General features: G+C 63.2%; 17 protein-coding genes and 1 pseudogene. 12 read left to right on the forward strand and 6 right to left on the reverse strand.

The window, feature by feature from the left end; genetic code table 11:
* The first annotated feature begins 125 nt into the window (after positions 1-125).
* Positions 126-1,334: an ammonium transporter gene (locus BLR26_RS11695; RefSeq protein ID WP_045194978.1), complete on the forward strand. Its 1,209-nt coding sequence runs from the start codon at positions 126-128 to the stop codon at positions 1,332-1,334.
* Positions 1,335-1,339: 5 nt separating this feature from the next.
* On the opposite strand, the gene BLR26_RS11700 is transcribed toward BLR26_RS11695, so the two are convergent.
* On the reverse strand, positions 1,340-3,298 hold the full coding sequence (locus BLR26_RS11700; RefSeq protein WP_093380714.1) for a monovalent cation:proton antiporter family protein: 1,959 nt from the start codon (positions 3,296-3,298) through the stop codon (positions 1,340-1,342).
* A 178-nt stretch (positions 3,299-3,476) separates the two neighbouring features.
* On the opposite strand from BLR26_RS11700, the gene BLR26_RS11705 reads away from it, so the two are divergent.
* From BLR26_RS11705 to BLR26_RS11720, 4 genes are all read left to right on the forward strand, one after another.
* Positions 3,477-3,713: a glutaredoxin family protein gene (locus BLR26_RS11705; RefSeq protein ID WP_093380717.1), complete on the forward strand. Its 237-nt coding sequence runs from the start codon at positions 3,477-3,479 to the stop codon at positions 3,711-3,713.
* 93 nt (positions 3,714-3,806) lie between these two features.
* On the forward strand, positions 3,807-4,238 hold the full coding sequence (locus BLR26_RS11710; protein WP_093380720.1) for a D-Ala-D-Ala carboxypeptidase family metallohydrolase: 432 nt from the start codon (positions 3,807-3,809) through the stop codon (positions 4,236-4,238).
* 92 nt (positions 4,239-4,330) lie between these two features.
* Positions 4,331-4,642: a hypothetical protein gene (locus BLR26_RS11715; protein WP_045194969.1), complete on the forward strand. Its 312-nt coding sequence runs from the start codon at positions 4,331-4,333 to the stop codon at positions 4,640-4,642.
* Between the two features lie 50 nt (positions 4,643-4,692).
* On the forward strand, positions 4,693-5,580 hold the full coding sequence (locus BLR26_RS11720; RefSeq protein WP_093380723.1) for a pseudouridine synthase: 888 nt from the start codon (positions 4,693-4,695) through the stop codon (positions 5,578-5,580).
* A 42-nt stretch (positions 5,581-5,622) separates the two neighbouring features.
* Here the strand turns inward: BLR26_RS11720 and BLR26_RS11725 are convergent, their stop codons facing one another.
* From BLR26_RS11725 to acnA, 3 genes are all read right to left on the reverse strand, one after another.
* A complete protein-coding gene (locus BLR26_RS11725; protein ID WP_093380726.1) occupies positions 5,623-7,188 on the reverse strand; it encodes a methyl-accepting chemotaxis protein in 1,566 nt (521 codons plus the stop codon).
* A 190-nt stretch (positions 7,189-7,378) separates the two neighbouring features.
* Positions 7,379-8,155, reverse strand: a complete 777-nt coding sequence (locus tag BLR26_RS11730) for a CPBP family intramembrane glutamic endopeptidase (protein ID WP_045194963.1) — start codon at positions 8,153-8,155, stop codon at positions 7,379-7,381.
* Positions 8,156-8,306: 151 nt separating this feature from the next.
* Positions 8,307-11,048, reverse strand: coding sequence for an aconitate hydratase AcnA (gene acnA / locus BLR26_RS11735; RefSeq protein WP_093380729.1), 2,742 nt, complete (start codon positions 11,046-11,048; stop codon positions 8,307-8,309).
* A gap of 253 nt (positions 11,049-11,301) precedes the next feature.
* On the opposite strand from acnA, the gene rlmM reads away from it, so the two are divergent.
* On the forward strand, positions 11,302-12,366 hold the full coding sequence (gene rlmM / locus BLR26_RS11740; protein WP_093380732.1) for a 23S rRNA (cytidine(2498)-2'-O)-methyltransferase RlmM: 1,065 nt from the start codon (positions 11,302-11,304) through the stop codon (positions 12,364-12,366).
* 51 nt (positions 12,367-12,417) lie between these two features.
* Positions 12,418-12,660 carry a sulfurtransferase TusA gene (gene tusA / locus BLR26_RS11745; RefSeq protein WP_093380735.1) on the forward strand — a complete coding sequence of 81 codons (243 nt, stop codon included), beginning with the start codon at positions 12,418-12,420 and terminating at the stop codon, positions 12,658-12,660.
* Here the strand turns inward: tusA and BLR26_RS11750 are convergent.
* Positions 12,657-14,054: an MATE family efflux transporter gene (locus tag BLR26_RS11750; protein ID WP_045194955.1), complete on the reverse strand. Its 1,398-nt coding sequence runs from the start codon at positions 14,052-14,054 to the stop codon at positions 12,657-12,659. The genes tusA and BLR26_RS11750 overlap by 4 nt on opposite strands.
* A 142-nt stretch (positions 14,055-14,196) precedes the next feature.
* On the opposite strand from BLR26_RS11750, the gene pdxB reads away from it, so the two are divergent.
* Complete coding sequence (gene pdxB / locus BLR26_RS11755; protein WP_093380738.1) at positions 14,197-15,339, forward strand: 4-phosphoerythronate dehydrogenase PdxB; 1,143 nt, start codon at positions 14,197-14,199, stop codon at positions 15,337-15,339.
* Positions 15,340-15,392: 53 nt separating this feature from the next.
* On the opposite strand, the gene BLR26_RS27310 is transcribed toward pdxB, so the two are convergent.
* Positions 15,393-15,569: a PA1571 family protein gene (locus BLR26_RS27310; RefSeq protein WP_176794234.1), complete on the reverse strand. Its 177-nt coding sequence runs from the start codon at positions 15,567-15,569 to the stop codon at positions 15,393-15,395.
* A 277-nt stretch (positions 15,570-15,846) separates the two neighbouring features.
* On the opposite strand from BLR26_RS27310, the gene BLR26_RS11760 reads away from it, so the two are divergent.
* From BLR26_RS11760 to mqo, 4 genes and pseudogenes are all read left to right on the forward strand, one after another.
* Positions 15,847-17,616, forward strand: a complete 1,770-nt coding sequence (locus tag BLR26_RS11760) for an ABC transporter transmembrane domain-containing protein (RefSeq protein WP_093380741.1) — start codon at positions 15,847-15,849, stop codon at positions 17,614-17,616.
* A gap of 783 nt (positions 17,617-18,399) precedes the next feature.
* A pseudogene (locus BLR26_RS27690) lies at positions 18,400-18,510 on the forward strand (hypothetical protein); the annotation flags it as partial.
* Positions 18,511-18,738: 228 nt separating this feature from the next.
* On the forward strand, positions 18,739-19,443 hold the full coding sequence (locus BLR26_RS27695) for a methyl-accepting chemotaxis protein (RefSeq protein WP_371128672.1): 705 nt from the start codon (positions 18,739-18,741) through the stop codon (positions 19,441-19,443).
* Between the two features lie 374 nt (positions 19,444-19,817).
* Positions 19,818-21,416, forward strand: a complete 1,599-nt coding sequence (mqo, locus tag BLR26_RS11770; RefSeq protein WP_045194946.1) for a malate dehydrogenase (quinone) — start codon at positions 19,818-19,820, stop codon at positions 21,414-21,416.
* Positions 21,417-21,476: the final 60 nt, after the last annotated feature.

Genomic DNA, 21,476 nt, shown 5'->3' on the forward strand with positions numbered 1-21,476 from the left:
CCAAGGAAAAACTCCCGTATCACCCGGATCGGCCAGGGAGGTGGCCGTCACAACGATCCAGGCTGGTGCACCAAGGAGTACTTCTGGGCTGTCTTGGTGCTTTTTTTTGCAGGCCTGCCGACTCCATGGAAAATTTGCAAAGCGCGGTGGACACCCTGGTCCACGGTTCCAACACGCTGTTCATCCTGCTGGGGGCGGTGATGGTCCTGGCCATGCACGCAGGCTTCGCCTTCCTCGAGGTGGGCACGGTGCGGCACAAGAACCAGGTCAATGCCTTGTCGAAGATTCTCAGCGACTTTGCCGTCTCGACCCTGGCGTACTTTTTTGTCGGCTACTGGATTTCCTATGGCGTGAGTTTTCTCCAGCCGGCCCAGGTATTGAGCCAGGAGCATGGCTATAGCCTGGTGAAGTTCTTCTTCCTGTTGACCTTTGCCGCAGCCATTCCGGCGATTATCTCCGGTGGCATTGCCGAGCGGGCGCGCTTTGCCCCGCAATTGTGCGCCACGGTGCTGATCGTTGCCTTCGTCTATCCGTTTTTCGAAGGCATCGTCTGGAATGGCAACTTCGGCCTGCAAGCCTGGCTGACGGCACGCTTTGGCGCAGGCTTTCATGACTTTGCCGGCTCCGTGGTGGTGCATGCCATGGGCGGCTGGCTGGCGCTGGCGGCGGTATTGTTGCTGGGGCCGCGCAACGGCCGCTATCGCGACGGCAAGCTGGTGGCCTTTGCGCCGTCGAATATTCCGTTTCTTGCCCTGGGTTCGTGGATTCTGATTGTCGGCTGGTTCGGCTTCAACGTCATGAGCGCGCAAACCCTGCAAGGGGTTAGTGGCCTGGTGGCGGTCAATTCCTTGATGGCCATGGTCGGCGGTACTGTCGCCGCCTTGCTGGTCGGGCGTAACGACCCGGGCTTCCTGCATAACGGCCCGCTGGCCGGGCTGGTAGCGGTGTGCGCAGGTTCTGACCTGATGCACCCGGTGGGGGCGCTGGCCACCGGGGCGATTGCCGGGGCCTTGTTTGTCTGGTGTTTTATTGCCGCGCAGAACACCTGGAAGATCGACGACGTACTGGGCGTGTGGCCGCTGCATGGTTTGTGCGGGGTATGGGGCGGGATCGCCTGTGGAATCTTCGGTCAGAGCGCGCTGGGTGGTTTGGGTGGGGTGAGCCTGGCCAGCCAGCTGATCGGCAGCCTGGCCGGGGTGCTGGTGGCGTTGCTCGGTGGCTTTGCCGTATATGGCAGCATCAAGTTGCTGCACGGCTTGCGCCTGAGTCAGGAGCAGGAGTACTACGGCGCCGACCTGTCGATTCACAAGATCGGCGCCACCAGTCAGGACTGAACGGCTCAGCGCCCGGCGAGCAAGCGCGCCTCGCAGGCTTCTACCGCGCTCAATGGGCCGCTGACCAATACGGCATCGCCGGCGTGCAGGCAGGTGCCGGTGTCGACATTCAGCTCCTCGCCTTGGCGCTGTACCGCCTGCAACTCAACGCCCAGTTGCTCCAGGCCCAGCTCGCTCAAGGGACGACCGCAGGCGTAGGCTTCGGCGCCGAGGTTGACTGCGTGCATCATCGCCTTGGGCAGGCCCTCGCTGTCGACCGGGCTGGTCTGGGCGCCATGGTAGAAGGCATGCAGCAAGCGGTAGCGGGTTTTGCGCACTTCATCGACACGCTGCTGCACCTGCTCTTGCGGCAGGCCGAGCATGACCAGGGCGTGGGAGGCCAGCATCAGGCTGGATTCAAGCAGCTCCGGGACCACCGCCGTGGCGCCGGCGGCGCGCAGTTCTTCACGCTGGCTGTCATCACGGGTGCGCACCAGGATCTGCACCTGGGCGTGCCGCTCGCGGGCGGCTTTCAACACGCTCAGGGCAATGTCGGTCTTGTCCACGGCAATCACCAGCAGGCGCGCGCGTTCAAGGCCGATGGCGGTGAGCAGTTCGCCGCGCCGCGAGTCGCCGTAATGCACGCAGTTTTCCCCGGCGGCAGCTTCCTGAACGCGCACCGGGTCGTCATCCAGGGCAATGAAGGCGATGTTCTCGCGCCGCAGGAATCGCCCGATCGATTGGCCGACGCGGCCGTAGCCGCAGATCAGCACGTGGCCATTCATTGCCGCGCTTTGCGCTTCGATCTCTTCCAGGTGGATCTCCTGGTTGGGCTTGCGGTGCAGGCGGGCGGCGATGCTCGGCGCTGCGCGCAGCAGTAGCGGGGTGACCAGCATCGAGCAGAAGGTCGCGGCCAGCAGCAGGTTGCCCAGCTCTTCTGGCAGCAGGCGGGTCTGTTGCATCTGCGCCATCAGGGCGAAACAGAACTCGCCACCCTGGGCCAGGGCCAGGCCGCTGCGCCAGGCGGTCTCGGCATCACTGCCGCGCAAGCGCACCAGGGCGGCCACCACCACACCTTTGATCAGCAGCAGGGCGAGGGTCAGGGCAAGCAGTTGCCAGCCGTGGCTGGCGAACAACTGCAGGTCGATGAGCATGCCGATACTGACGAAGAACAGCCCGAGCAGAATGTCGCGGAACGGGCGGATATCGGCTTCGATCTGATGGCGATAATTGCTTTCACCCAGCAACATGCCAGCGAGAAACGCGCCCAGGGCCGGGGACAACCCCAGCAGGTGGGTCAGCCAGGCGGTCAACAGCACGATCACTAGCGCCAGCAAGACGAACAGCTCAGCTGAGTGCGAGCTGGCCACCTCATGGAACAGCCGCGGCAGCAGCCAGCGGCTGGCCAGCAGCAGGCCGAAGAAGAGGATCACGGTCTTGCCCAGGGTCAGCGGCAAAGCCCAGTACCAGGCCTGGCCGCCTTGACCGGCAAACACCGGGACCAGGGTCAGCAGCAGCACCGCCACCACGTCCTGGAACAGCAGCACGCCGATGGCATTCTGGCCATGGCTGCTGAAGATTTCGCCAAGGCTGGTCAGCTCCTTGCTGACGATCGCCGTCGACGACAGCGCCAGGCCTGCGCCGAGCATCAGGGCGACGTTGGGTTGCATACCGAGCAGCACCAGCAGGCCGGCGAGGAGGATGCTGGTGCAGATCACCTGCAGGCTGCCGAGGCCAAACACCACCTTGCGCAAGGCGAGCATTTTCGACAGGGAAAATTCCAGTCCCAGGGAAAACAGCAAAAACACCACACCCATTTCAGCCAGGTCCGGCAGCTCTTCGCTTTCGTTGACCCAGTCCAGGGCGGTAGGGCCGACGAACAGGCCGACACACAAATAGCCAAGTACCGGTGGCAACTTCAGGCGCCGGAAGAACGCGATGACGACCAGCGATGAGGCCAGGATGATCAACAGGTTGGCAAACACAAAACACTCCCTTGCGAAAACAGCGAAAAAACCATTAAGTCTGAACGACTTACGCGATTTGGCCGTTGATGTACATCAGCACTTCATTGCCGTTGGCCGGCTTCAGGGGCGGCGCTCGACTGGCCCCGATTGCAGACCTAGAATAATGATCCGTTCCTACAGATGCTGGTACCCATAAATGCCTCCTGAATGCCAATTGTTCGGCACCTTGGGCTGTCACCTGTGCGAAGTGGCCGAGGCGCTGCTGATGCCGTTTGTCGAGCATGGCCTGATGGTCGAACTGGTCGATATCGCCGAGCACGAGGGGATGATCGACACCTATGGCCTGCGCATTCCGGTGCTGCGTAGATGTGATACCGGTGCAGAGTTGAACTGGCCGTTTGACCCTGAACAGGTGGTGACCTTCTTGCAGTAAAGCAGGGGGCGCGGGGAGCGGCTTCCTGTCGTGCGTTGATTCAATGGTGCGAGGACAATCCCTGGCGAATACACAATGCCAAGGAATGGTCCCATGCAGCTGTCCGCACATTTTTCCCTCGCCGAGATGATTACCTCGGAGACTGCCGCTCGTCGTGGTATCGACAATAACCCCGAAGCGCAGGTCATCAGTAACCTGCAACGACTGTGCACTGTGCTTGAAGAGGTTCGCCGCCTGGTCGGCCGGCCGATTAGAGTCAGCAGCGGCTACCGTTCGCAGGCCCTCAACAAGGCAATCGGTGGCTCGCCCAGGAGTGCGCATACCCTCGGCCTGGCGGTGGATATCAATGTGACCGGGCTGGCGCCGAGCGAACTGGCCAGGCGAATCAAGGACAGTGAGGTGATGTTCGATCAGTTGATCCTCGAATACGACCAGTGGGTGCACTTTGGCCTCAGCACGCAAGTGCCACGCCGTCAGGTGCTGACCATTCGCCGCGGTAGTGGCTACCTGCCGGGTCTGGTCTGACAGCTGTCGTCTGATTGACGCAGGCGACTTCTCTGAATATGCTGTATATAAATACAGTAAAGGGATGGCGCTTGCGTCGAGGGTCCGGATCAATGGTCAATGTCGAACAACTGAAATACTCCGTCAATCGCATGGCTGTCGAGGTCGTGAGTGAAGCGGTGCTCGAGTTGCGCCTTGACGGCCTGGTGCTGGAAGGCAAGACGCCGTTCAATAAAGTGCATTTCAATACCTGCTTCGCCGAGATCGAGGCGCTGTTCCAGCGCGCGGGTTACCACCGGCCGCTGGATGTGGTCGGTTACCAGGGGTTGTTGTACGCCCTTTACGACCCCGGCCGCTGGGAGGCGGTCGAGGTGCTGCGCTGGCTCAAGGAGTTCACCGAGGCTGCAGCCACCGAAGCTGGCTGAGCGGGCGGGCATGGGCGATAATGCCCGGTCCTTTCGTCCTGAGTGTTCCCATGGCCACGCCTCCCTTCGATCCGGCACAGCATCAAGCCAGTACTGTCTGCCTGCCGCCCGGCAACTGGGCGACGGTGGTCGATTGCCTGAGCGAGCACTTCAAGGCCATCGGTCGCGAGCAGTGGCTCGATCGTATCGCCCGCGGCCGGGTGCTCGATGCCCAGGGTGCGCCGATCAATGCCGCGCTTGCCTACCGTCCGGGCCTGCGCATTCACTACTTTCGTGAAGTGCCGAACGAAAAACCGATCCCGGTCGAAGAGGCCATCCTGCACATCGATGAGCACCTGGTGGTTGCCGACAAGCCGCATTTCCTGCCAGTCACCCCGACCGGCGAATATGTCGAGCAGACCTTGCTGCGCCGGCTGATCCGCCGCCTGGACAATCCCCACCTGGTGCCTTTGCACCGCATCGACCGGCACACCGCCGGGCTGGTGCTGTTCTCGGCCAACCCGCAGAGCCGTTCGGCCTATCAGTCGCTGTTTCCCAACCGGCAGATCGACAAGCGCTACCAGGCCATCGCCCGCGCCTTGCCCGAGCGTGATTTTCCACTGGTGCACAAAAGTCGCCTGGTCAATGGCGAGCCGTTCTTCCGCATGCAGGAAGTGGAAGGGGTGAGCAACAGCGAAACCCTCGCCCAGGTGCTGGAGAAGAATGGCGAGCTGTGGCGCTACGGACTGTCGCCGGTGACCGGCAAGACGCACCAGCTGCGCGTGCACATGACCGCCCTGGGCGCGAGTATCTGCAACGATCCGTTCTATCCGGACATCGTTCAGGGGCCGGACGACTACAGCAAGCCGCTGAAACTGCTGGCGCACAGCCTGCGTTTCAATGACCCGTTGAGCGGTGCAGAGCGATACTTTGAAAGCCGGCTGACGCTCGACTGGTAAGGCGGGAAGCCGCGCACCGCCAATGGCGATGCGCGGCCGGGCTTAGCGGTTGAAGCGTTCCACCAGCGAGTACTGGCTGGTGGCGGTGCGGGTCAGTTCTTCGCTGAGCAGCGCCGAGTGCTGGGCCTGTTCCGAGGTCTGGTCGGCCAGCTGGGCGATGGTGCTGATGTTGCGGCTGATCTCGTCGGCCACCGCAGTCTGCTCTTCAGTGGCAGCAGCAATTTGCGTGGCCATGTCGGTGATGTTGGCTACCGCTTCGCTGATGCCGACCAATGCCTGGTCGGCTTCCATCACCCGTGCAACGCCTTCTTCAGCCTGGCGATGACCGCTTTCCATGGTCTGCACGGCGCTGTTGGCAGTCTGTTGCAGTTTGGCGATCAGGCCGTGGATCTGCCCGGTGGATTCGGCGGTGCGTTGCGCCAGCTGGCGCACTTCGTCGGCCACTACGGCAAAGCCGCGGCCCATCTCACCGGCCCGGGCCGCTTCGATGGCGGCGTTCAGGGCCAGCAGGTTGGTCTGGTCGGCAATGCCCTTGATCACATCGACCACGCCACCGATTTCGTCGCTGTCGCGAGCCAGCTGAGTCACGGTCAGGCCGGTCTCGCCGACGGCAGCCGACAGGCGCTGGATGGCTTCGCGGGTTTCCCCGGCGATGTCACGGCCGCGCCCGGTCAGGCGATTGGCTTCCTGAGTGGCATCGGCCGTGCGCTGGACGTGGTTGGCCACTTCCTGGGTGGTGGCGGCCATCTGGTTGACGGCGGCGGCAACCTGTTCGGTTTCCACGCGCTGGCGTTCCAGGCCCGAGGAGCTGTTGTGGGCCAGGGTGTCGGACTGGCGCGCCTGCTCGTTGAGGTGCTCGGCGGTATCCTGCAGGCGGGTCAGGCAGGTTTTCATCCGCGCATCCTGGCTGAGCATGGCCATTTCCAGGCGCGCCTGCACGCCGCGGCTGTCGGTGTACATCTGCGCGATCAGCGGGTCGGAAGTGGCTTGTTCGGCCAGGCGCAGCAGGCGCTTGAGGCCGCGTTGCTGCCAGCTCAGGCCAAGCAGGCCGAGCGGCACCGAAAGGCCGGCGGCCAGGGCAAAGCCCCAGGAATGGCCGAGCCAGTTGCCGATCAGGAAGCCGATCTGGCTGATGAGGATGAACGGCAGCCAGTCCTGCACCACCGGCAGCCACTTGTCGCGGCGCGGAATGGCCGGCTTGCCCTGGTTGATGCGCTGGTACAGCGCTTCGGCGCGGCGTACCTGTTCGGCGGTGGGCTTGACCCGCACCGATTCGAAGCCCACCACCTGGTTGCTCTCGAACACCGGCGTAACATAGGCGTTGACCCAGTAATGGTCACCCGACTTGCAGCGGTTCTTGACGATGCCCATCCATGGCAGGCCTTGCTTGAGCGTGGTCCACATATGCGCAAACACAGCAGGCGGCACATCCGGGTGGCGGACCAGGTTGTGCGGTGCGCGCATCAGCTCCTCGCGGGAGAAGCCGCTGATTTCGACGAAGGCGTCGTTGCAGTAAGTGATAACGCCCTTGGCATCAGTGGTCGAAATCAACCGTTGATGAGCTGGGAAAGTCCGTTCGCGCTGGGTAATCGGCTGGTTGTTACGCATTAGCTGTTCAATCCGCAAGGCTTTCGAGAGGTATCGGCACGCCGGGGGTTTTGTTGAATGAATATTTGCAGGGCTTGATTTCGATCAATGAGTCCTGATCTGACCTGCGCTAAGTCACTCGTGCAAAGTTCAACAAATTAGCTGCATTCTTTCATGTTTTTGACACAAAAGTCAGCTAATGACCGCAAGTTCACAACGGCGCCAGCATCGGGTAACTGAAACCGGCGAAATGCGCCAGGTTCAGGCCGAAATGGCAGAGTACTGCGGCGAAAATGCCGCCATGACGGTATGCCAGGCCGTAGCCGACACCGGCAAGCCCAGCCAGCAGCACCCATTGCCAGCCGCCACCAAGATGGGCCAGGCCGAACAGGCTGGCGGCCAGCAGCAGGGCCAGGTTCTGGTTTTTCAGCAGGCGTTGCAGGCCGCCCTGGATGTAGCCGCGAAACAGCAGCTCTTCGGTCAGGCACACCAGCAGCAGGTTGTTCATGGCCCAGATCCACGCCTGTTCAGGCCACTTCGGCGCCCAGGCGATCATTGCCAGCAGCCAGGCGCCGCCCAGGCAGACCGCGATGACCAATGGCAAGGTCCAGGCCAGGCTCGCCAGTGGGCGCTTGTTCTTCAGGGCCAGCACCCAGGGGCACGCCAGCAGCAGCCAGAAGCCGATCAGCGGCTTGTCGAGGTTCAGGTACATGGAGAAGGGCAGGGCTTCGCTGCTAAAACGCACCTTGTCGATGACCTTGGCGCCGCTGAAACCGGGCAGCATGTGCAGGGCCAGGGCAAAGGCCAGGAGCACGAACAGGGCATGGCCGACCAGCTTTTGCCAGAGGCTCGCGCGGCGTACCAGCAAGCCTGCACACAGCAGGGCAATCAGGGTGGGCAGGGCCAGCAGGCCGAGGTTGCCCTTGAGCAGGGCGAAGAGGTAACCGAGGCCGAGCAGCGCCAGGCCGATCCATTGCGGGGCAAGCATGAGACATCCTTTGAAAAGCAAAACGTGAAACCTTCGACTGCGCTTTTACAATCGAGGACACGCCACTCGGCCATCCTTTGGCCATTACTGCTTATCGTACGTGGTCTGCTCCATCAGGCAAAGGCCCGGTCACAGGGACCGGGCCGTTACTTCAGGCTGCGATCAATTGCCGCAGTACATAGTGAAGAATCCCGCCGGCCTTGAAGTACTCCACTTCATTGAGGGTATCGATGCGGCACAGCACTTCGATCTGCTCCTGGCGACCGTCCTCGCGGGTGATCTTCAGGTTCAGGGTCATGTGCGGCTGCACCTTTGCATGGCTCAGGCCAAGAATGTCGATACGCTCGCGGCCGTCCAGGGCCAGGCTCTTGCGGTTCTGCCCGGGCTTGAATTGCAACGGCAACACGCCCATGCCCACCAGGTTGGAGCGGTGGATGCGTTCGAAGCTCTCCGCCAGCACCGCCTTGACCCCCAGCAGGTTGGTGCCCTTGGCGGCCCAGTCGCGGCTGGAGCCGGTGCCGTATTCCTGGCCGGCAATCACCACCAGTGGCGTGCGATCGGCCTGGTAGCGCATGGCCGCGTCGTAGATCGCCATCTTCTCGCCGGTGGGCACATAGAGAGTGTTGCCGCCTTCTTCACCGCCGAGCATCTCGTTGCGAATGCGGATATTGGCGAAGGTGCCGCGCATCATCACTTCATGGTTGCCCCGGCGTGAGCCGTAGGAGTTGAAGTCGCGCGGCTCGACGCCTTTTTCCCGCAGGTAACGTCCGGCCGGGCTGTCTGCCTTGATGTTGCCGGCCGGGGAAATGTGGTCGGTGGTCACCGAATCGCCCAGCAGGGCCAGGACCCTGGCGCCGTGAATATCCTCGATGACCGGCAGCGGCCCGGTAATGTCGTCAAAGAACGGCGGATGCTGGATGTAGGTGGAATCGTCCTGCCAGACATAGGTGGCCGCCTGCGGTACTTCGATGGCTTGCCATTGGGCGTCGCCGGCAAACACCTCGGCGTACTCCTTGTGGAACATCGCGGTATCGACGCTGGCCACGGCGTCGGCAATTTCTTTCTGGCTGGGCCAGATGTCGCGCAGGTACACCGGCTGGCCATCCTTGCCGACGCCCAGCGGTTCGCGGCTGATATCCACGCGCACGCTGCCGGCCAGGGCATAGGCGACCACCAGCGGTGGCGAGGCCAGCCAGTTGGTTTTCACCAGCGGGTGCACGCGGCCCTCGAAGTTGCGGTTGCCCGAGAGCACCGAGGCGACGGTGAGGTCGGCGCTGGTGATGGCTTTTTCGATGGCGTCGTCCAGCGGGCCGGAGTTGCCGATGCAGGTGGTGCAGCCATAGCCCACCAGGTCGAAGCCCAAGGCGTCGAGGTATTGGGTCAGGCCGGCGGCCTTGTAGTAGTCGGTAACCACCTTGGAGCCGGGGGCCAGCGAGCTCTTGACCCAGGGCTTGCGCTGCAGGCCTTTTTCCACTGCCTTTTTCGCCACCAGCCCGGCTGCCATCATCACGCTGGGGTTGGAGGTGTTGGTGCAGGAGGTGATCGCCGCGATCACCACCGCGCCGTTTCTGAGCAGGTGTTGCTGGCCCTGGTATTCATAGCTGACTTCACCGGCCTGGTCGGCATTGCCCACCGCCACGCCGCCACCGCCTTCGCTTTCAAGGCGACCTTCTTCCTTGCTCGAGGGCTTGAGTTGCAGGCCGATGAAGTCATCGAAGGCCTGGCTGACATTGCCCAGGGCGACACGGTCTTGCGGGCGCTTGGGCCCGGCCAGGCTCGCTTCGACTTCGTTCATGTCCAGGGCCAGGGCGTCGCTGAACACCGGCTCCTGGCCGGGCAGGCGCCACAGGCCCTGGACTTTGCAGTAAGCCTCGACCAGTTTCACCGTGGCTTCAGGACGGCCCGACAGGCGCAGGTAATCGAGGGTGATCTGGTCGACCGGGAAGAAGCCGCAGGTGGCGCCATACTCCGGTGCCATATTGGCGATGGTGGCGCGGTCAGCCAGGGGCAGGTCGGCCAGGCCGTCGCCGTAGAACTCGACGAATTTGCCGACCACGCCCTTTTTACGCAGCATCTGCGTGACGGTCAGCACCAGGTCGGTGGCGGTGATGCCTTCGCGCAGCTTGCCGGTCAGCTTGAAACCGATCACTTCCGGGATCAGCATCGACACCGGCTGGCCGAGCATTGCAGCCTCCGCCTCGATACCGCCGACGCCCCAGCCGAGCACGCCCAGGCCGTTGATCATGGTGGTGTGCGAGTCGGTGCCGACCAGGGTGTCGGGGAAGGCGTAGGTGCGCCCGTCTTCTTCACGGGTCCAGACGGTGCGCCCCAGGTACTCGAGGTTGACCTGGTGGCAGATACCGGTGCCCGGCGGCACCACGCTGAAGTTGTCGAAAGCATTCTGGCCCCAGCGCAGGAAGGCGTAGCGTTCGCCGTTGCGCTGCATTTCGATGTCGACGTTCTGGGCAAAGGCCTGCTGGCTGGCGTAGCGGTCGACCATCACCGAGTGATCGATGACCAGGTCCACCGGCGACAACGGGTTGATCCGCTGCGGGTCGCCGCCGGCCTTGGCCATGGCCGCGCGCATGGCGGCTAGGTCGACCACCGCCGGTACGCCGGTAAAGTCCTGCATCAGCACCCGCGCCGGGCGGTACTGGATTTCGCGGTCGGAACGCCGCTCCTTGAGCCAGTTGGCCAGCGCCGAAAGGTCGCCGCTGGTGACGGTCTTGCCGTCTTCCCAGCGCAGCAGGTTTTCCAGCAGCACTTTCAGCGACATCGGCAGGCGCTGCAGGTCGCCGAGGCTGTGGGCAGCGTCGGGCAGGCTGTAATAGTGGTAGAGACGATCATCGACCGTCAGGGTCTTGAGGGTTTTCAGGCTATCGAGCGAGGGCATTACCAACTCCTTCTGCGCCGGTGATCGGCAATCTTCCCTGCTGTCGCCGGTTCACCGCCTCTGTGACAGTCCGCACGGCACGGACCTGGCTGAACGGTCAGGGTAGCCCTGTTTGGCGGACCTGACCATGTACTGGACCGGCCGGAAGTGTCGCAGGTTCCGATCTTCCTTTATCATTCGCCGATTTACCGGCGCTGCGTATTGCGCCCGGTCAGGGTTGGCGGTAATGGCCGTCAGCCGTCCTGGAGTGAAGATGAATACCCTGTTTATGCATTGCCGGCCCGGTTTCGAGAGCGAAGTCTGTGCCGAAATCGCCGAGCACGCCGCGCGCCTGAATGTCGCCGGCTATGCCAAGGCCAAGCCGCAGAGCGCCTGCGCCGAGTTCATCTGCAACGACGCCGAAGGTGCCGAGCAACTGATGCGCGAGCTGCGTTTTGCCCAGCTGATCTTCCCCCGGCAATGGGCCCGCGGCGCGTTCATCGAGCTGCCGGAAACCGAGCGCATCAGCGTTCTGCTCGAGGCCCTGGCCGATTACCCGCAGTGTGGCAGCCTGTGGCTGGAAGTGATGGACACCAACGATGGCAAAGAACTGTCGACCTTCTGTCGCAAGTTCGAAGTGCCGTTGCGCAAGGCCCTGAGCAAGGCCGGGCGCCTGGTTGAGGATGCGCACAAACCACGATTGCTGCTGACCTTCGTCAGCGGCCGGCGGGTGTTTGTCGGCCTGGCGGCGGCGGATAACTCGGCGATGTGGCCGATGGGTATTCCGCGCCTGAAGTTCCCCCGCGAAGCGCCGAGCCGTTCAACCCTCAAGCTGGAAGAGGCCTGGCACCACTTCATCCCTCGCGATCAGTGGGATGCGCGCCTGTCCGACGACATGACCGGGGTAGACCTGGGCGCTGCGCCGGGCGGCTGGACTTATCAACTGGTCAAGCGCGGCATGCTGGTGACCGCCATCGACAACGGGCCGATGGCTGAGAGCCTGATGGACACCGGCCTGGTCCAGCACCTGATGGCCGACGGCTTTACCTACAAGCCCAGGCAGACCGTGGACTGGATGGTCTGTGACATCGTCGAGAAGCCGGCGCGCAGTGCCGCCTTGCTGGAAACCTGGCTCGGCGAGGGCTTGTGCCGCGAGGCGGTGGTCAACCTCAAGCTGCCGATGAAGCAGCGTTACGCCGAAGTGCGGCGCCTGCTCGAGCGCATCGAAGAGGGCTTCAAGGCGCGCAAGGTCAAGGTCTCGATTGGCTGCAAGCAGCTGTATCACGACCGCGAAGAAGTGACCTGCCACCTGCGGCGCCTGGATCTGAAACCGCGCTGAGGCTGTGGGAGCGGCTTGAGCGACAATAGCTGATTGTTTCCGGAGTTCTACATGACTGACTTCACCCCAGATGCCATCCTCGACGCCACCGGCCTGAACTGCCCGGAGCCGGTGATGATGCTGCACCAGTACATTCGCGACCTGGCCCCCGGCGGCCTGCTCAAGGTGATCGCCACCGATCCCTCGACCCGTCGCGATATCCCCAAGTTCTGCGTGTTCCTCGACCATGAACTGGTCCGGCAGCAGGAAGAGGCGGGCACTTACCTGTACTGGATCCGCAAGAAGCTCGGTTAACGCTTTTCAGCGCGGCGAATGTGCTTGGCGCTGCTGCGCGCCAAGCGAATCGCCAGCATCAGCGCCGCGCAGGTGAGGCCGGCAATCAGGCCTTCCCACAGGCCGTTAGGGCCGCTTGCCGGGCCGAACAGGTCGGTCAGGCCGAGCACGTAACCCACCGGCAAGCCGATGCCCCAGTAGGCGAACAGGGTCAGGATCATGGTCACCCGGGTGTCCTGGTAACCGCGCAGGGCGCCGGCGGCAATCACCTGGATGGCGTCGGAGAACTGATACAGCGCGGCATACACGATCAGCATCGCGGCAATCTGGATCACCGCCGTGTCCGGGGTGTAGATCGAGGCGATGGGCTCGCGCATCAGCAGGATCAGGCTGGCCGAAAAGCAGGCAAACACCAGCGCCGCACCCAGGCCCACCAGGGCGGCGAAGCGCGCCTGGCGCGGTAGCCCGGCGCCGATCGCCTGGCCAACCCGCACGGTCACCGCCATCCCCAGCGAATACGGAATCATGAACAGCAGCGAGCTAATGTTCAGGGCAATCTGGTGCCCGGCCACCACGGTCGGGCCGAGGCTGCCGATCAGCAGGGCAATCACTGCGAAGATGCTCGACTCGGCGAATACCGCGATGCCGATCGGCAGGCCGACGCCGACCAGGCGCTTGATCACCGGCCATTGCGGCTTGTCCAGGCGCACCAGCACGCGCTGGCGGGCATAGGCCGGGGCCCAGTGGGTCCAGGCGGCCATGCTCAAGGCCATGAACCACATGACGATGCCGCTGGCCCAGCCGCAACCGACGCCGCCCAGAGCCGGCATGCCGAAGTGGCCATAGATCAGCACGTAGTTGAGTGGAATGTTCAGCAGCAGCCCGGACAAGCCGATAACCATGCTCGGCCGGGTCCGGCCCAGGGCATCGCTGTAGCAGCGCAACACGTAATAAAGGGCGACACCGGGGAAGCCGAAGGCAATGCCCTGCAAATAGCCCATGCTCGGCGCCACCAGTTGCGGGTCGACTTTCATCACCTGCAAGATCGGTTCGGCGCTGAGCAGCAGGCCACTGGCGATCAGGCCGACGCACAGTGCCAGCCACAATGCCTGGCGCACCAGCGGGCCGATCTCGGCATGCTGGCCGGCGCCATAGCGCTGGGCAACCTTGGGCGTGGTCGCCAGCAGGATGCCGGTCATCAGCAGGTACACCGGAATCCAGATCGAGTTACCCAGCGCCACGGCTGCCAGGTCGCGGGGGCTGACCCGGCCGGCCATCACCGCATCGACAAAACCCATGGCGGTGGTCGCCAACTGGGCAATGATGATTGGCGTGGCCAGCATCAGCAGGCCGCGCAGCTCGCTGCGGATCCGCGTCGGGCGCGACAGGGCGGGGGTTTGGGTCTCGGCGGTCATCGGTGTCACAAGGCAGGCGTCCACAGGAAAGATGGGCAAAGCCGGCTAGTCTACGCCTTGACGCGGCAGTCAGGAACCTCGCCTGCCTGTGGATCGCCCCACCCGTATCGGCCTACACTGCGCACCCCGATAGGAGAGCGCCATGCTGATTGTTGCTGACGAGAATATCCCGCTGCTCGATGCCTTCTTTGCCGGTTTTGGCGAAATCCGCCGCTACCCCGGGCGAGCGATCGATGCCGCCTGCGTCAAGGATGCCGATGTGCTGCTGGTGCGTTCAGTGACCAAGGTCGATCGCACTTTGCTCGAAGGCAGCCAGGTGAAGTTTGTCGGCACCTGCACCATCGGCACCGATCACCTGGCCCTGGATTATTTCGCCGAGGCTGGTATTCACTGGTCCAGCGCGCCAGGCTGCAACGCCCGCGGGGTGGTCGACTATGTGCTCGGCAGCCTGCTGACCCTGGCCGAGCTCGACGGCGCCAGCTTGCCTGCGCGCACCTATGGGGTGGTCGGCGCCGGGGAAGTTGGTGGGCGTCTGGTCGAGGTGCTGCGCGGCCTTGGCTGGCAGGTGCTGGTGTGCGACCCGCCGCGCCAGGCGCGCGAGGGTGGCGATTATGTGAGCCTGGAGCAGATCATTGAGCAGTGCGACGTCATTAGCCTGCACACCCCGCTGACCCGTAGCGGCGAGCTGCCGACCTGGCACCTGCTGGGCCAGGCGCAACTGGCCCGCCTGCGCCCCGGCGCCTGGCTGATCAATGCCAGCCGCGGCCCGGTGGTCGACAACCAGGCCCTGCGCCAGCTGCTGCGCGAGCGCGACGATATCCAGGCGGTGCTCGACGTCTGGGAGGGCGAGCCCCAGGTCGACCTGGCCCTGGCCGACCTCTGCGTGATCGCCACCCCGCATATTGCCGGCTACAGCCTGGACGGCAAGCAGCGCGGTACGGCGCAGATCTACCAGGCGTATTGCGCCTGGCGTGGCGAACCTGCCGAGGTGCAACTGAGCGACCTGCTGCCACAGCCGTGGCTGGCCGAAATCGCCTTGCAGGCCGAGACCGATCCGGCCTGGGCCCTCGCGACCCTGTGCCGTGCGGTGTATGACCCGCGCCGTGACGATGCCGATTTTCGCCGCAGCTTGAGCCGCGACCCGGCGCAGCAGAAGGCCGCCTTCGACAACTTGCGCAAGCACTACCCACCGCGCCGTGAAATCGAAGGCCTGGCCGTGCGCCTGCACGGTGAAGCGCCGCAACTGGCACAGCTGGTCCGCGCCTTGGGCGGCGTGCTGGTGTAAATAGCGGGCAATAAAAACCCGGCGCGTGCGCCGGGTTGAAGAATTCGGGTGGGTCAGTCTTTCTTGGCGAGTTCTACCCGGCTTTTTTCCAGCTTCTCGCAGGCCTGCTGGATCATCTCCTCGGTGATGGTGATCTCATTGCCATCCTTGTCGATGATCGTGCCGCCTACCGATGCCTGCGGGTTAGGCGCGGGTTTTTCCTGGGTGTTGCCTTGATGTTGCAAGCTCATTTCCTGTCTCCTCATCAGGTTGCAAGCTCAGACTAGAATCGCCTCGTGACCGGCCTGTGACAGCTCCTTCGGTTATCACTGTGCGACGTGTCCAGTCCATCAGAAAGCCGAGTAAACCTCCAGTAGTACTTTAGACCGAAACGGTCTAGCCGGCTGTGGCCTGGGTCTTATATGCCCAGGTTCTGGTTCCGACGCCCAATCATTGCCCGCAGTTCCTTGGCGCTTGATCAACGGTCCGGTGTAGGCTGCTGTAAATAGCGGACAAACGGCGTACTCCATGCTCAACCGGTTTTCTTCACGCCAGCGCCAGGCCCTGCGCCTGGGCTGGCGTTTTATCCGTCCTTACCGCACGCAGGCGCTGCTGGCCTTGCTGGCACTCATCGTTACCGCAGCGATTACCCTGTCCATGGGTCAGGGTATTCGCCTGCTGGTGGACCAGGGCTTCATGACCCAGTCGCCGCACCTGCTCAACCAGTCCATCGGCCTGTTCCTGCTGTTGGTGATGGCCCTGGCGATCGGTACCTTCAGCCGCTTCTATCTGGTGTCGTGGATTGGCGAACGCTGTGTGGCCGATATCCGCCAGCAGGTGTTCGATCATCTGATCTACCTGCACCCGGGTTTTTTCGAAAGTAACCGCAGTTCGGAGATCCAGTCGCGGCTGACCGCCGACACAACCTTGTTGCAATCGGTGATCGGCTCGTCGCTGTCGCTGTTCCTGCGCAACGCGCTGATGGTGCTGGGCGGCATCGTCCTGCTGTTTGTCACCAACCCCAAGCTCACCAGCATCGTGGTGCTGGCCTTGCCGCTGGTGCTGGCACCGATCCTGATTTTCGGCCGCCGGGTGCGCAACCTGTCGCGGCAGAGCCAGGACCGGGTCGCCGACGTCGGCAGCTATGTGGCCGAGACCCTCGGCCAGATCAAGACCGTGCAGGCCTACAACCACCAGTCCAGCGACCAGCAGCGCTTCGGCGCCACGGTCGAGGCGGCCTTTGAGGTGGCGCGCAAACGCATCCTCCAGCGCGCCTGGCTGATCACCCTGGTGATCGTGCTGGTGCTCGGGGCGGTCGGGGTAATGCTCTGGGTCGGTGGCATGGACGTGATCGCCGGGCGTATTTCCGGCGGTGAGCTGGCCGCCTTCGTGTTCTACAGCCTGATCGTCGGCAGCGCCTTCGGCACCCTCAGCGAAGTGATTGGCGAGCTGCAGCGCGCTGCCGGTGCCGGCGAGCGGATTGCCGAGCTGCTGGCAGCGCGCAGCGAGATAGTCGCGCCTGCTGACCTGCAGCGCTCGGCGCCGCGGGTCAGTGGCCGGGTCGAGTTGCAGGACATCCGTTTTGCTTATCCATCACGGCCAACACCGCCGGCCATCGATGACCTGAAGCTTACCGTCGAGCCCGGCGAAACCCTGGCCCTGGTCGGGCCGTCGGGGGCGGGCAAGTCGACCCTGTTCGACCTGTTACTGCGTTTTTACGACCCGCAGCAAGGGCGCATCCTGCTTGATGGTCAGGACATCAGGTGCCTCGATCCGCAGGACCTGCGCCGCCACTTCGCCCTGGTAGCGCAGAACCCGGCGCTGTTCTTTGGCACGGTGGAGGACAACATCCGCTACGGGCGCGCCGATGCCACGGCCGAACAGGTCGAGGCTGCTGCCCGCAGCGCCCATGCCCATGAGTTCATCTTGCAGTTGCCCAAGGGCTATCAGACTCACTTGGGTGACGCCGGCCTTGGCCTCTCGGGCGGTCAACGCCAGCGCCTGGCGATTGCCCGGGCCTTGCTGGTGGATGCACCGATTCTGTTGCTGGACGAAGCCACCAGCGCCCTCGACGCGCAGAGCGAGCATTTGATCCAGCAGGCGCTGCCGACCCTGATGAGCGGGCGCACCACCCTGGTGATCGCCCATCGCCTGGCCACGGTGCAGCATGCCGACCGCATTGCGGTGATTGATCAGGGCCGGCTGGTGGCCATCGGCACGCATCGCCAGTTGATTGCCCAGAGCCCCTTGTATGCGCGGCTGGCGGCGTTGCAGTTCAATAACGTGACGGAAATGTGACAGCGTCCTACAGACTGTCACATTTCTGTAGCAATCCCTTGAGACTATCTGTTCCAGCTGTTGCGTAATGCTCGAACCTGGCTGCTATCGATCGATGGCAGCTTTTTTTTGGCCTGCCGTCAGTGGCCAGCGAACGAGGACAGGGACGTCTTTGCCTGGTTGGCGCCGAGTGGCGCCGCTCCCTTATTCCTTGTTCCGGGACTTCTTTCGATGTTGCGTAAATCCCTCAGAGTGCAAATTCTCGCCCTGCTCGGCGGCAGCCTGGCGGCGATCCTGCTGATCGCCCTGGTGTGCTTTCAGTTGCTGTCCTCCAGCGTGCGCGGCTACGGCCAGCTGATCGACGGGCCATTGCAGGCGTCGCAGTTGATCGATGAAGCCAACCTGCAGTTCAAGGTCCAGGTCCAGGAGTGGAAGAACGTGCTGCTGCGCGGCAAGCAGCCCGCTGAGCTGGACAAGTACTGGCAGCAGTTCCTGGCCCGTGAGCAGCAGGTGCAGGGCATCCTTGACCAGTTGATCGCCCGCAGCGAGCAGCCGCTCAAGGGCCGTGCCGAGCAACTCAAGGCCAGCCACCGACAGTTGGGTCAGGCTTACGCACAGGGGCGTCAGGCGTTTCTGGCGGCGGGCGCTGATCCTGTTGTAGGCGATCAGGCAGTCAAAGGTGTTGACCGCGCTGCCAGCGAGCAAATGAGTGAGTTGGTCAGCCAGTTGCGCAGCGATGCCCAGGCGCGTGCCCAGACCATCAACCAGTCGGCAGAGCGTACGGTCTGGCTGGGGCTGCTGGTGATGTTCGGCTCGGCGTTGCTGGTCGGGCTGTTCAGTCTGTGGCTGGTCAACCGCAGCCTGATCGAGCCGATCCGTGGCTTGATCGATTATGTCGCGCAGTTGAGCCAGGGGCGCTTCGCCGCGCGGGTCGCCAGCGATCGCCAGGATGAGCTGGGGCGGCTGGCGGTGGCGGCCAATACTCTGCGCGACTTTCTTGCCGACACCTTCAGCCGCCTGCAGCGCAATGCCGGTGAGCTGGAAAGCGCCAGCGGCGAGCTGCGCGGCATTGCCGGCAACATGGCCCGCGGCACCGACGACCAGTTCCAGCGTACCGACCAGGTCGCTACGGCCATGCATGAAATGTCGGCGACCGCCCAGGAAGTCGCCCGCCATGCCGCCGACGCCGCGCGCGCCGCCGATGAAGCCGACCACAGCGCCCAGGCCGGCGAGCAGGTGATGCAGGCAACCATTGCCACCATTGCCGGGGTCAACCAGGAAATTGCCGACACCGCCAAGGTGATTCGCCATCTGGAAGCCGACAGCGACCGTATCGGCAAGGTGCTGGAAGTGATCCGCGCGATTGCCGAGCAGACCAACCTGCTGGCGCTCAACGCCGCCATCGAGGCGGCACGGGCCGGTGAGGCGGGACGCGGCTTTGCCGTGGTCGCCGATGAGGTGCGCAGCCTGGCCCAGCGTACGGCCGCGTCGATTGCCGAGATCAACCAGATCATCAGCGCCGTGCAGTCCGGCGCCGTGGCGGCGGTAAAAGCCATCGAGAGCGGCCAGCAGCGCAGCGAGGAGGGCGCCGAGCAGGTGCAGCAGGCCGGGCAGATGCTGCAGCGCATCACCGTTGCCGTCGAGGCTATCCGCGACATGAACCGGCAGATCGCCACGGCGGCGGAAGAACAGACCAGTGTTGCCGAGGACATCTCGCGCAACCTGGTGGAAATCACCCGGATTGCCACCACCAACCAGCAGGCGGTGCAGCAGACCGAGCAGGCCGGGCAGCACTTGCACGGCTTGTCCGGGCAGTTGGGGGAGGTCACTGCGCGCCTGAGTGCTTGAGCAAAAGCGGGGGAAATCCGCCACATCCAGCGGTAAAGGCCTGGCAATGTGGCGGATTGTCGCCAGCTAAACCGTTAAAGTTGGGGTGCGACGACACGTCCTAGCTATTAGCCGTTGGTCTTGTAAAAGTTGGCCCGCTTCCTGCTTTAAGGCGACCCACCCTGACAGCGGCGGCCATGCCCCGCGTCTGGCGTGACGACCGTTCCCGATCCATCGAACAACCCCAGCCGCCATCCAGTGCGCGGGTGTCCGGGCCGATTGCCCGAGCACCAGCTACGCTAAGCCTTGGACTGCGCGAGCAACAACAAGAATCCGGGCGTGCACTACGGGACCTGCGGTCATTGCCAATTACTTCACTTCAATTGGATTGAACTATGAAAAAAATCCTGCTGACGCTCCTGTGCCTGAGTGTCATCGGTTGCTCCAAGCCCAGTGAGCCCGAGAAAACCGTAGACGTGCTGCTGATCGGCGGCGGCATCATGAGTGCAAGCCTGGGTACCTACCTCAATGAGCTGGAGCCCGGTTGGTCGATCGACATCTACGAGCGCCTGGACAAGGTCGCCGAAGAAAGCTCCAACGCCTGGAACAACGCCGGTACCGGTCACTCCGCGTTCTGCGAGCTGAACTACACCAGCGAAGGTGCCGACGGCAAGATCGACATCAGCAAGGCCGTTGGCGTCAACGAGCAGTTCGAGATCTCCAAGCAGTTCTGGGCCTACCAGGTCGAGCAGAAAGTGCTGAGCAACCCGACCTCGTTCATCAATAACGTGCCGCACATGAGCTTCGTCTGGGGCGACAAGAACGTCGAGTTCCTCAAGAAACGTCATGAAGCCCTGCAGCACAGCTCGCTGTTCCGTGGCATGGAGTACTCCGAAGACCACGAGCAGATCAAGAAGTGGGTACCGATCGTGATGGAAGGCCGCGCTGCCGACCAGAAGATCGCCGCCACCCGCATGCCGATCGGCACCGACGTCAACTTCGGCGAGATCACCCGCCAGCTGTTCGCCTCGCTGACCAAGCACGACAACGTCAAGCTGCACGTCCAGCACGAAGTCCGTGACATCGTCCGTAACGCCGACAACACCTGGACCGTGGTCGTCGCTGACCTGGCCAACAAGGGCGTCGAGAGCAGCATCAAGGCCAAGTTCGTCTTCATCGGTGCTGGTGGTGGCGCGCTGAAGCTGCTGCAGAAATCGGGCATCCCTGAAGCTGACGGCTATGCCGGCTTCCCGGTCGGTGGCCAGTTCCTGATGACCGACAACCAGGACATCGTTGCCCGTCACAAAGCCAAGCTGTACGGCAAGGCTTCGGTTGGTGCGCCGCCAATGTCGGTTCCGCACCTGGACACCCGCGTGATCGACGGCAAGGAAGTGCTGCTGTTCGGCCCGTTCGCCACCTTCTCGACCAAGTTCCTGAAGAACGGCTCGCTGCTGGACATGTTCGCTGCGCTGACCACCCACAACATCATGCCGATGACCCACGCCGGTATCGACAACATCGACCTGAGCACCTACCTGATGGGTCAGTTGATGCTGAGCTTCGATGACCGCATGGCGGCCCTGCGCGAGTACTTCCCGAACGCCAAGAACGAAGACTGGAAACTGCTGCAGGCCGGTCAACGCGTCCAGGTGATCAAGAAGGACCCTGAGCACGGCGGCATCCTGCAGTTCGGTACTGAAGTCGTTGCTGCCCAGGATGGCACCATCGCCGCACTGCTGGGTGCCTCGCCAGGTGCTTCGACCGCTGCGCCGATCATGCTGAGCGTGCTGGAAAAGACCTTCAAGGATCGCATCAAGACTCCTGAGTGGCAGGCCAAGCTGAAGGAAATCGTGCCGACCTACGGCCAGAAGCTCAACAACAACCTTGAGCTGACCAACAAGACCCGTGAGTGGAGCAGTTCGCGTCTGAACCTGCTGTACGTTCCGGTGCTGCCGGAAGAAGCGGCTGCGGTACAGGCTGAGCCTGCGCTGTAAGCTTTCGCTTTGCCAGAAACAAACAAGCCCCAGTTCAGGGGCTTGTTTGTTTCTGGCCTG

The organism is Pseudomonas sp. UC 17F4 (assembly GCF_900101695.1).
Taxonomy (GTDB): Bacteria; Pseudomonadota; Gammaproteobacteria; order Pseudomonadales; family Pseudomonadaceae; genus Aquipseudomonas.

Coding starts and splice junctions, on each gene's coding strand:
- BLR26_RS11695 (WP_045194978.1), top strand. CDS start 126: ATGGAAAATTTGCAAAGCGCGGTGGACACCCTGGTCCACGGTTCCAAC.
- BLR26_RS11705 (WP_093380717.1), top strand. CDS start 3,477: ATGCCTCCTGAATGCCAATTGTTCGGCACCTTGGGCTGTCACCTGTGC.
- BLR26_RS11710 (WP_093380720.1), top strand. CDS start 3,807: ATGCAGCTGTCCGCACATTTTTCCCTCGCCGAGATGATTACCTCGGAG.
- BLR26_RS11715 (WP_045194969.1), top strand. CDS start 4,331: ATGGTCAATGTCGAACAACTGAAATACTCCGTCAATCGCATGGCTGTC.
- BLR26_RS11720 (WP_093380723.1), top strand. CDS start 4,693: ATGGCCACGCCTCCCTTCGATCCGGCACAGCATCAAGCCAGTACTGTC.
- BLR26_RS11725 (WP_093380726.1), bottom strand. CDS start 7,188: ATGCGTAACAACCAGCCGATTACCCAGCGCGAACGGACTTTCCCAGCT.
- BLR26_RS11730 (WP_045194963.1), bottom strand. CDS start 8,155: ATGCTTGCCCCGCAATGGATCGGCCTGGCGCTGCTCGGCCTCGGTTAC.
- acnA (WP_093380729.1), bottom strand. CDS start 11,048: ATGCCCTCGCTCGATAGCCTGAAAACCCTCAAGACCCTGACGGTCGAT.
- rlmM (WP_093380732.1), top strand. CDS start 11,302: ATGAATACCCTGTTTATGCATTGCCGGCCCGGTTTCGAGAGCGAAGTC.
- tusA (WP_093380735.1), top strand. CDS start 12,418: ATGACTGACTTCACCCCAGATGCCATCCTCGACGCCACCGGCCTGAAC.
- BLR26_RS11750 (WP_045194955.1), bottom strand. CDS start 14,054: ATGACCGCCGAGACCCAAACCCCCGCCCTGTCGCGCCCGACGCGGATC.
- pdxB (WP_093380738.1), top strand. CDS start 14,197: ATGCTGATTGTTGCTGACGAGAATATCCCGCTGCTCGATGCCTTCTTT.
- BLR26_RS27310 (WP_176794234.1), bottom strand. CDS start 15,569: ATGAGCTTGCAACATCAAGGCAACACCCAGGAAAAACCCGCGCCTAAC.
- BLR26_RS11760 (WP_093380741.1), top strand. CDS start 15,847: ATGCTCAACCGGTTTTCTTCACGCCAGCGCCAGGCCCTGCGCCTGGGC.
- BLR26_RS27695 (WP_371128672.1), top strand. CDS start 18,739: ATGTCGGCGACCGCCCAGGAAGTCGCCCGCCATGCCGCCGACGCCGCG.
- mqo (WP_045194946.1), top strand. CDS start 19,818: ATGAAAAAAATCCTGCTGACGCTCCTGTGCCTGAGTGTCATCGGTTGC.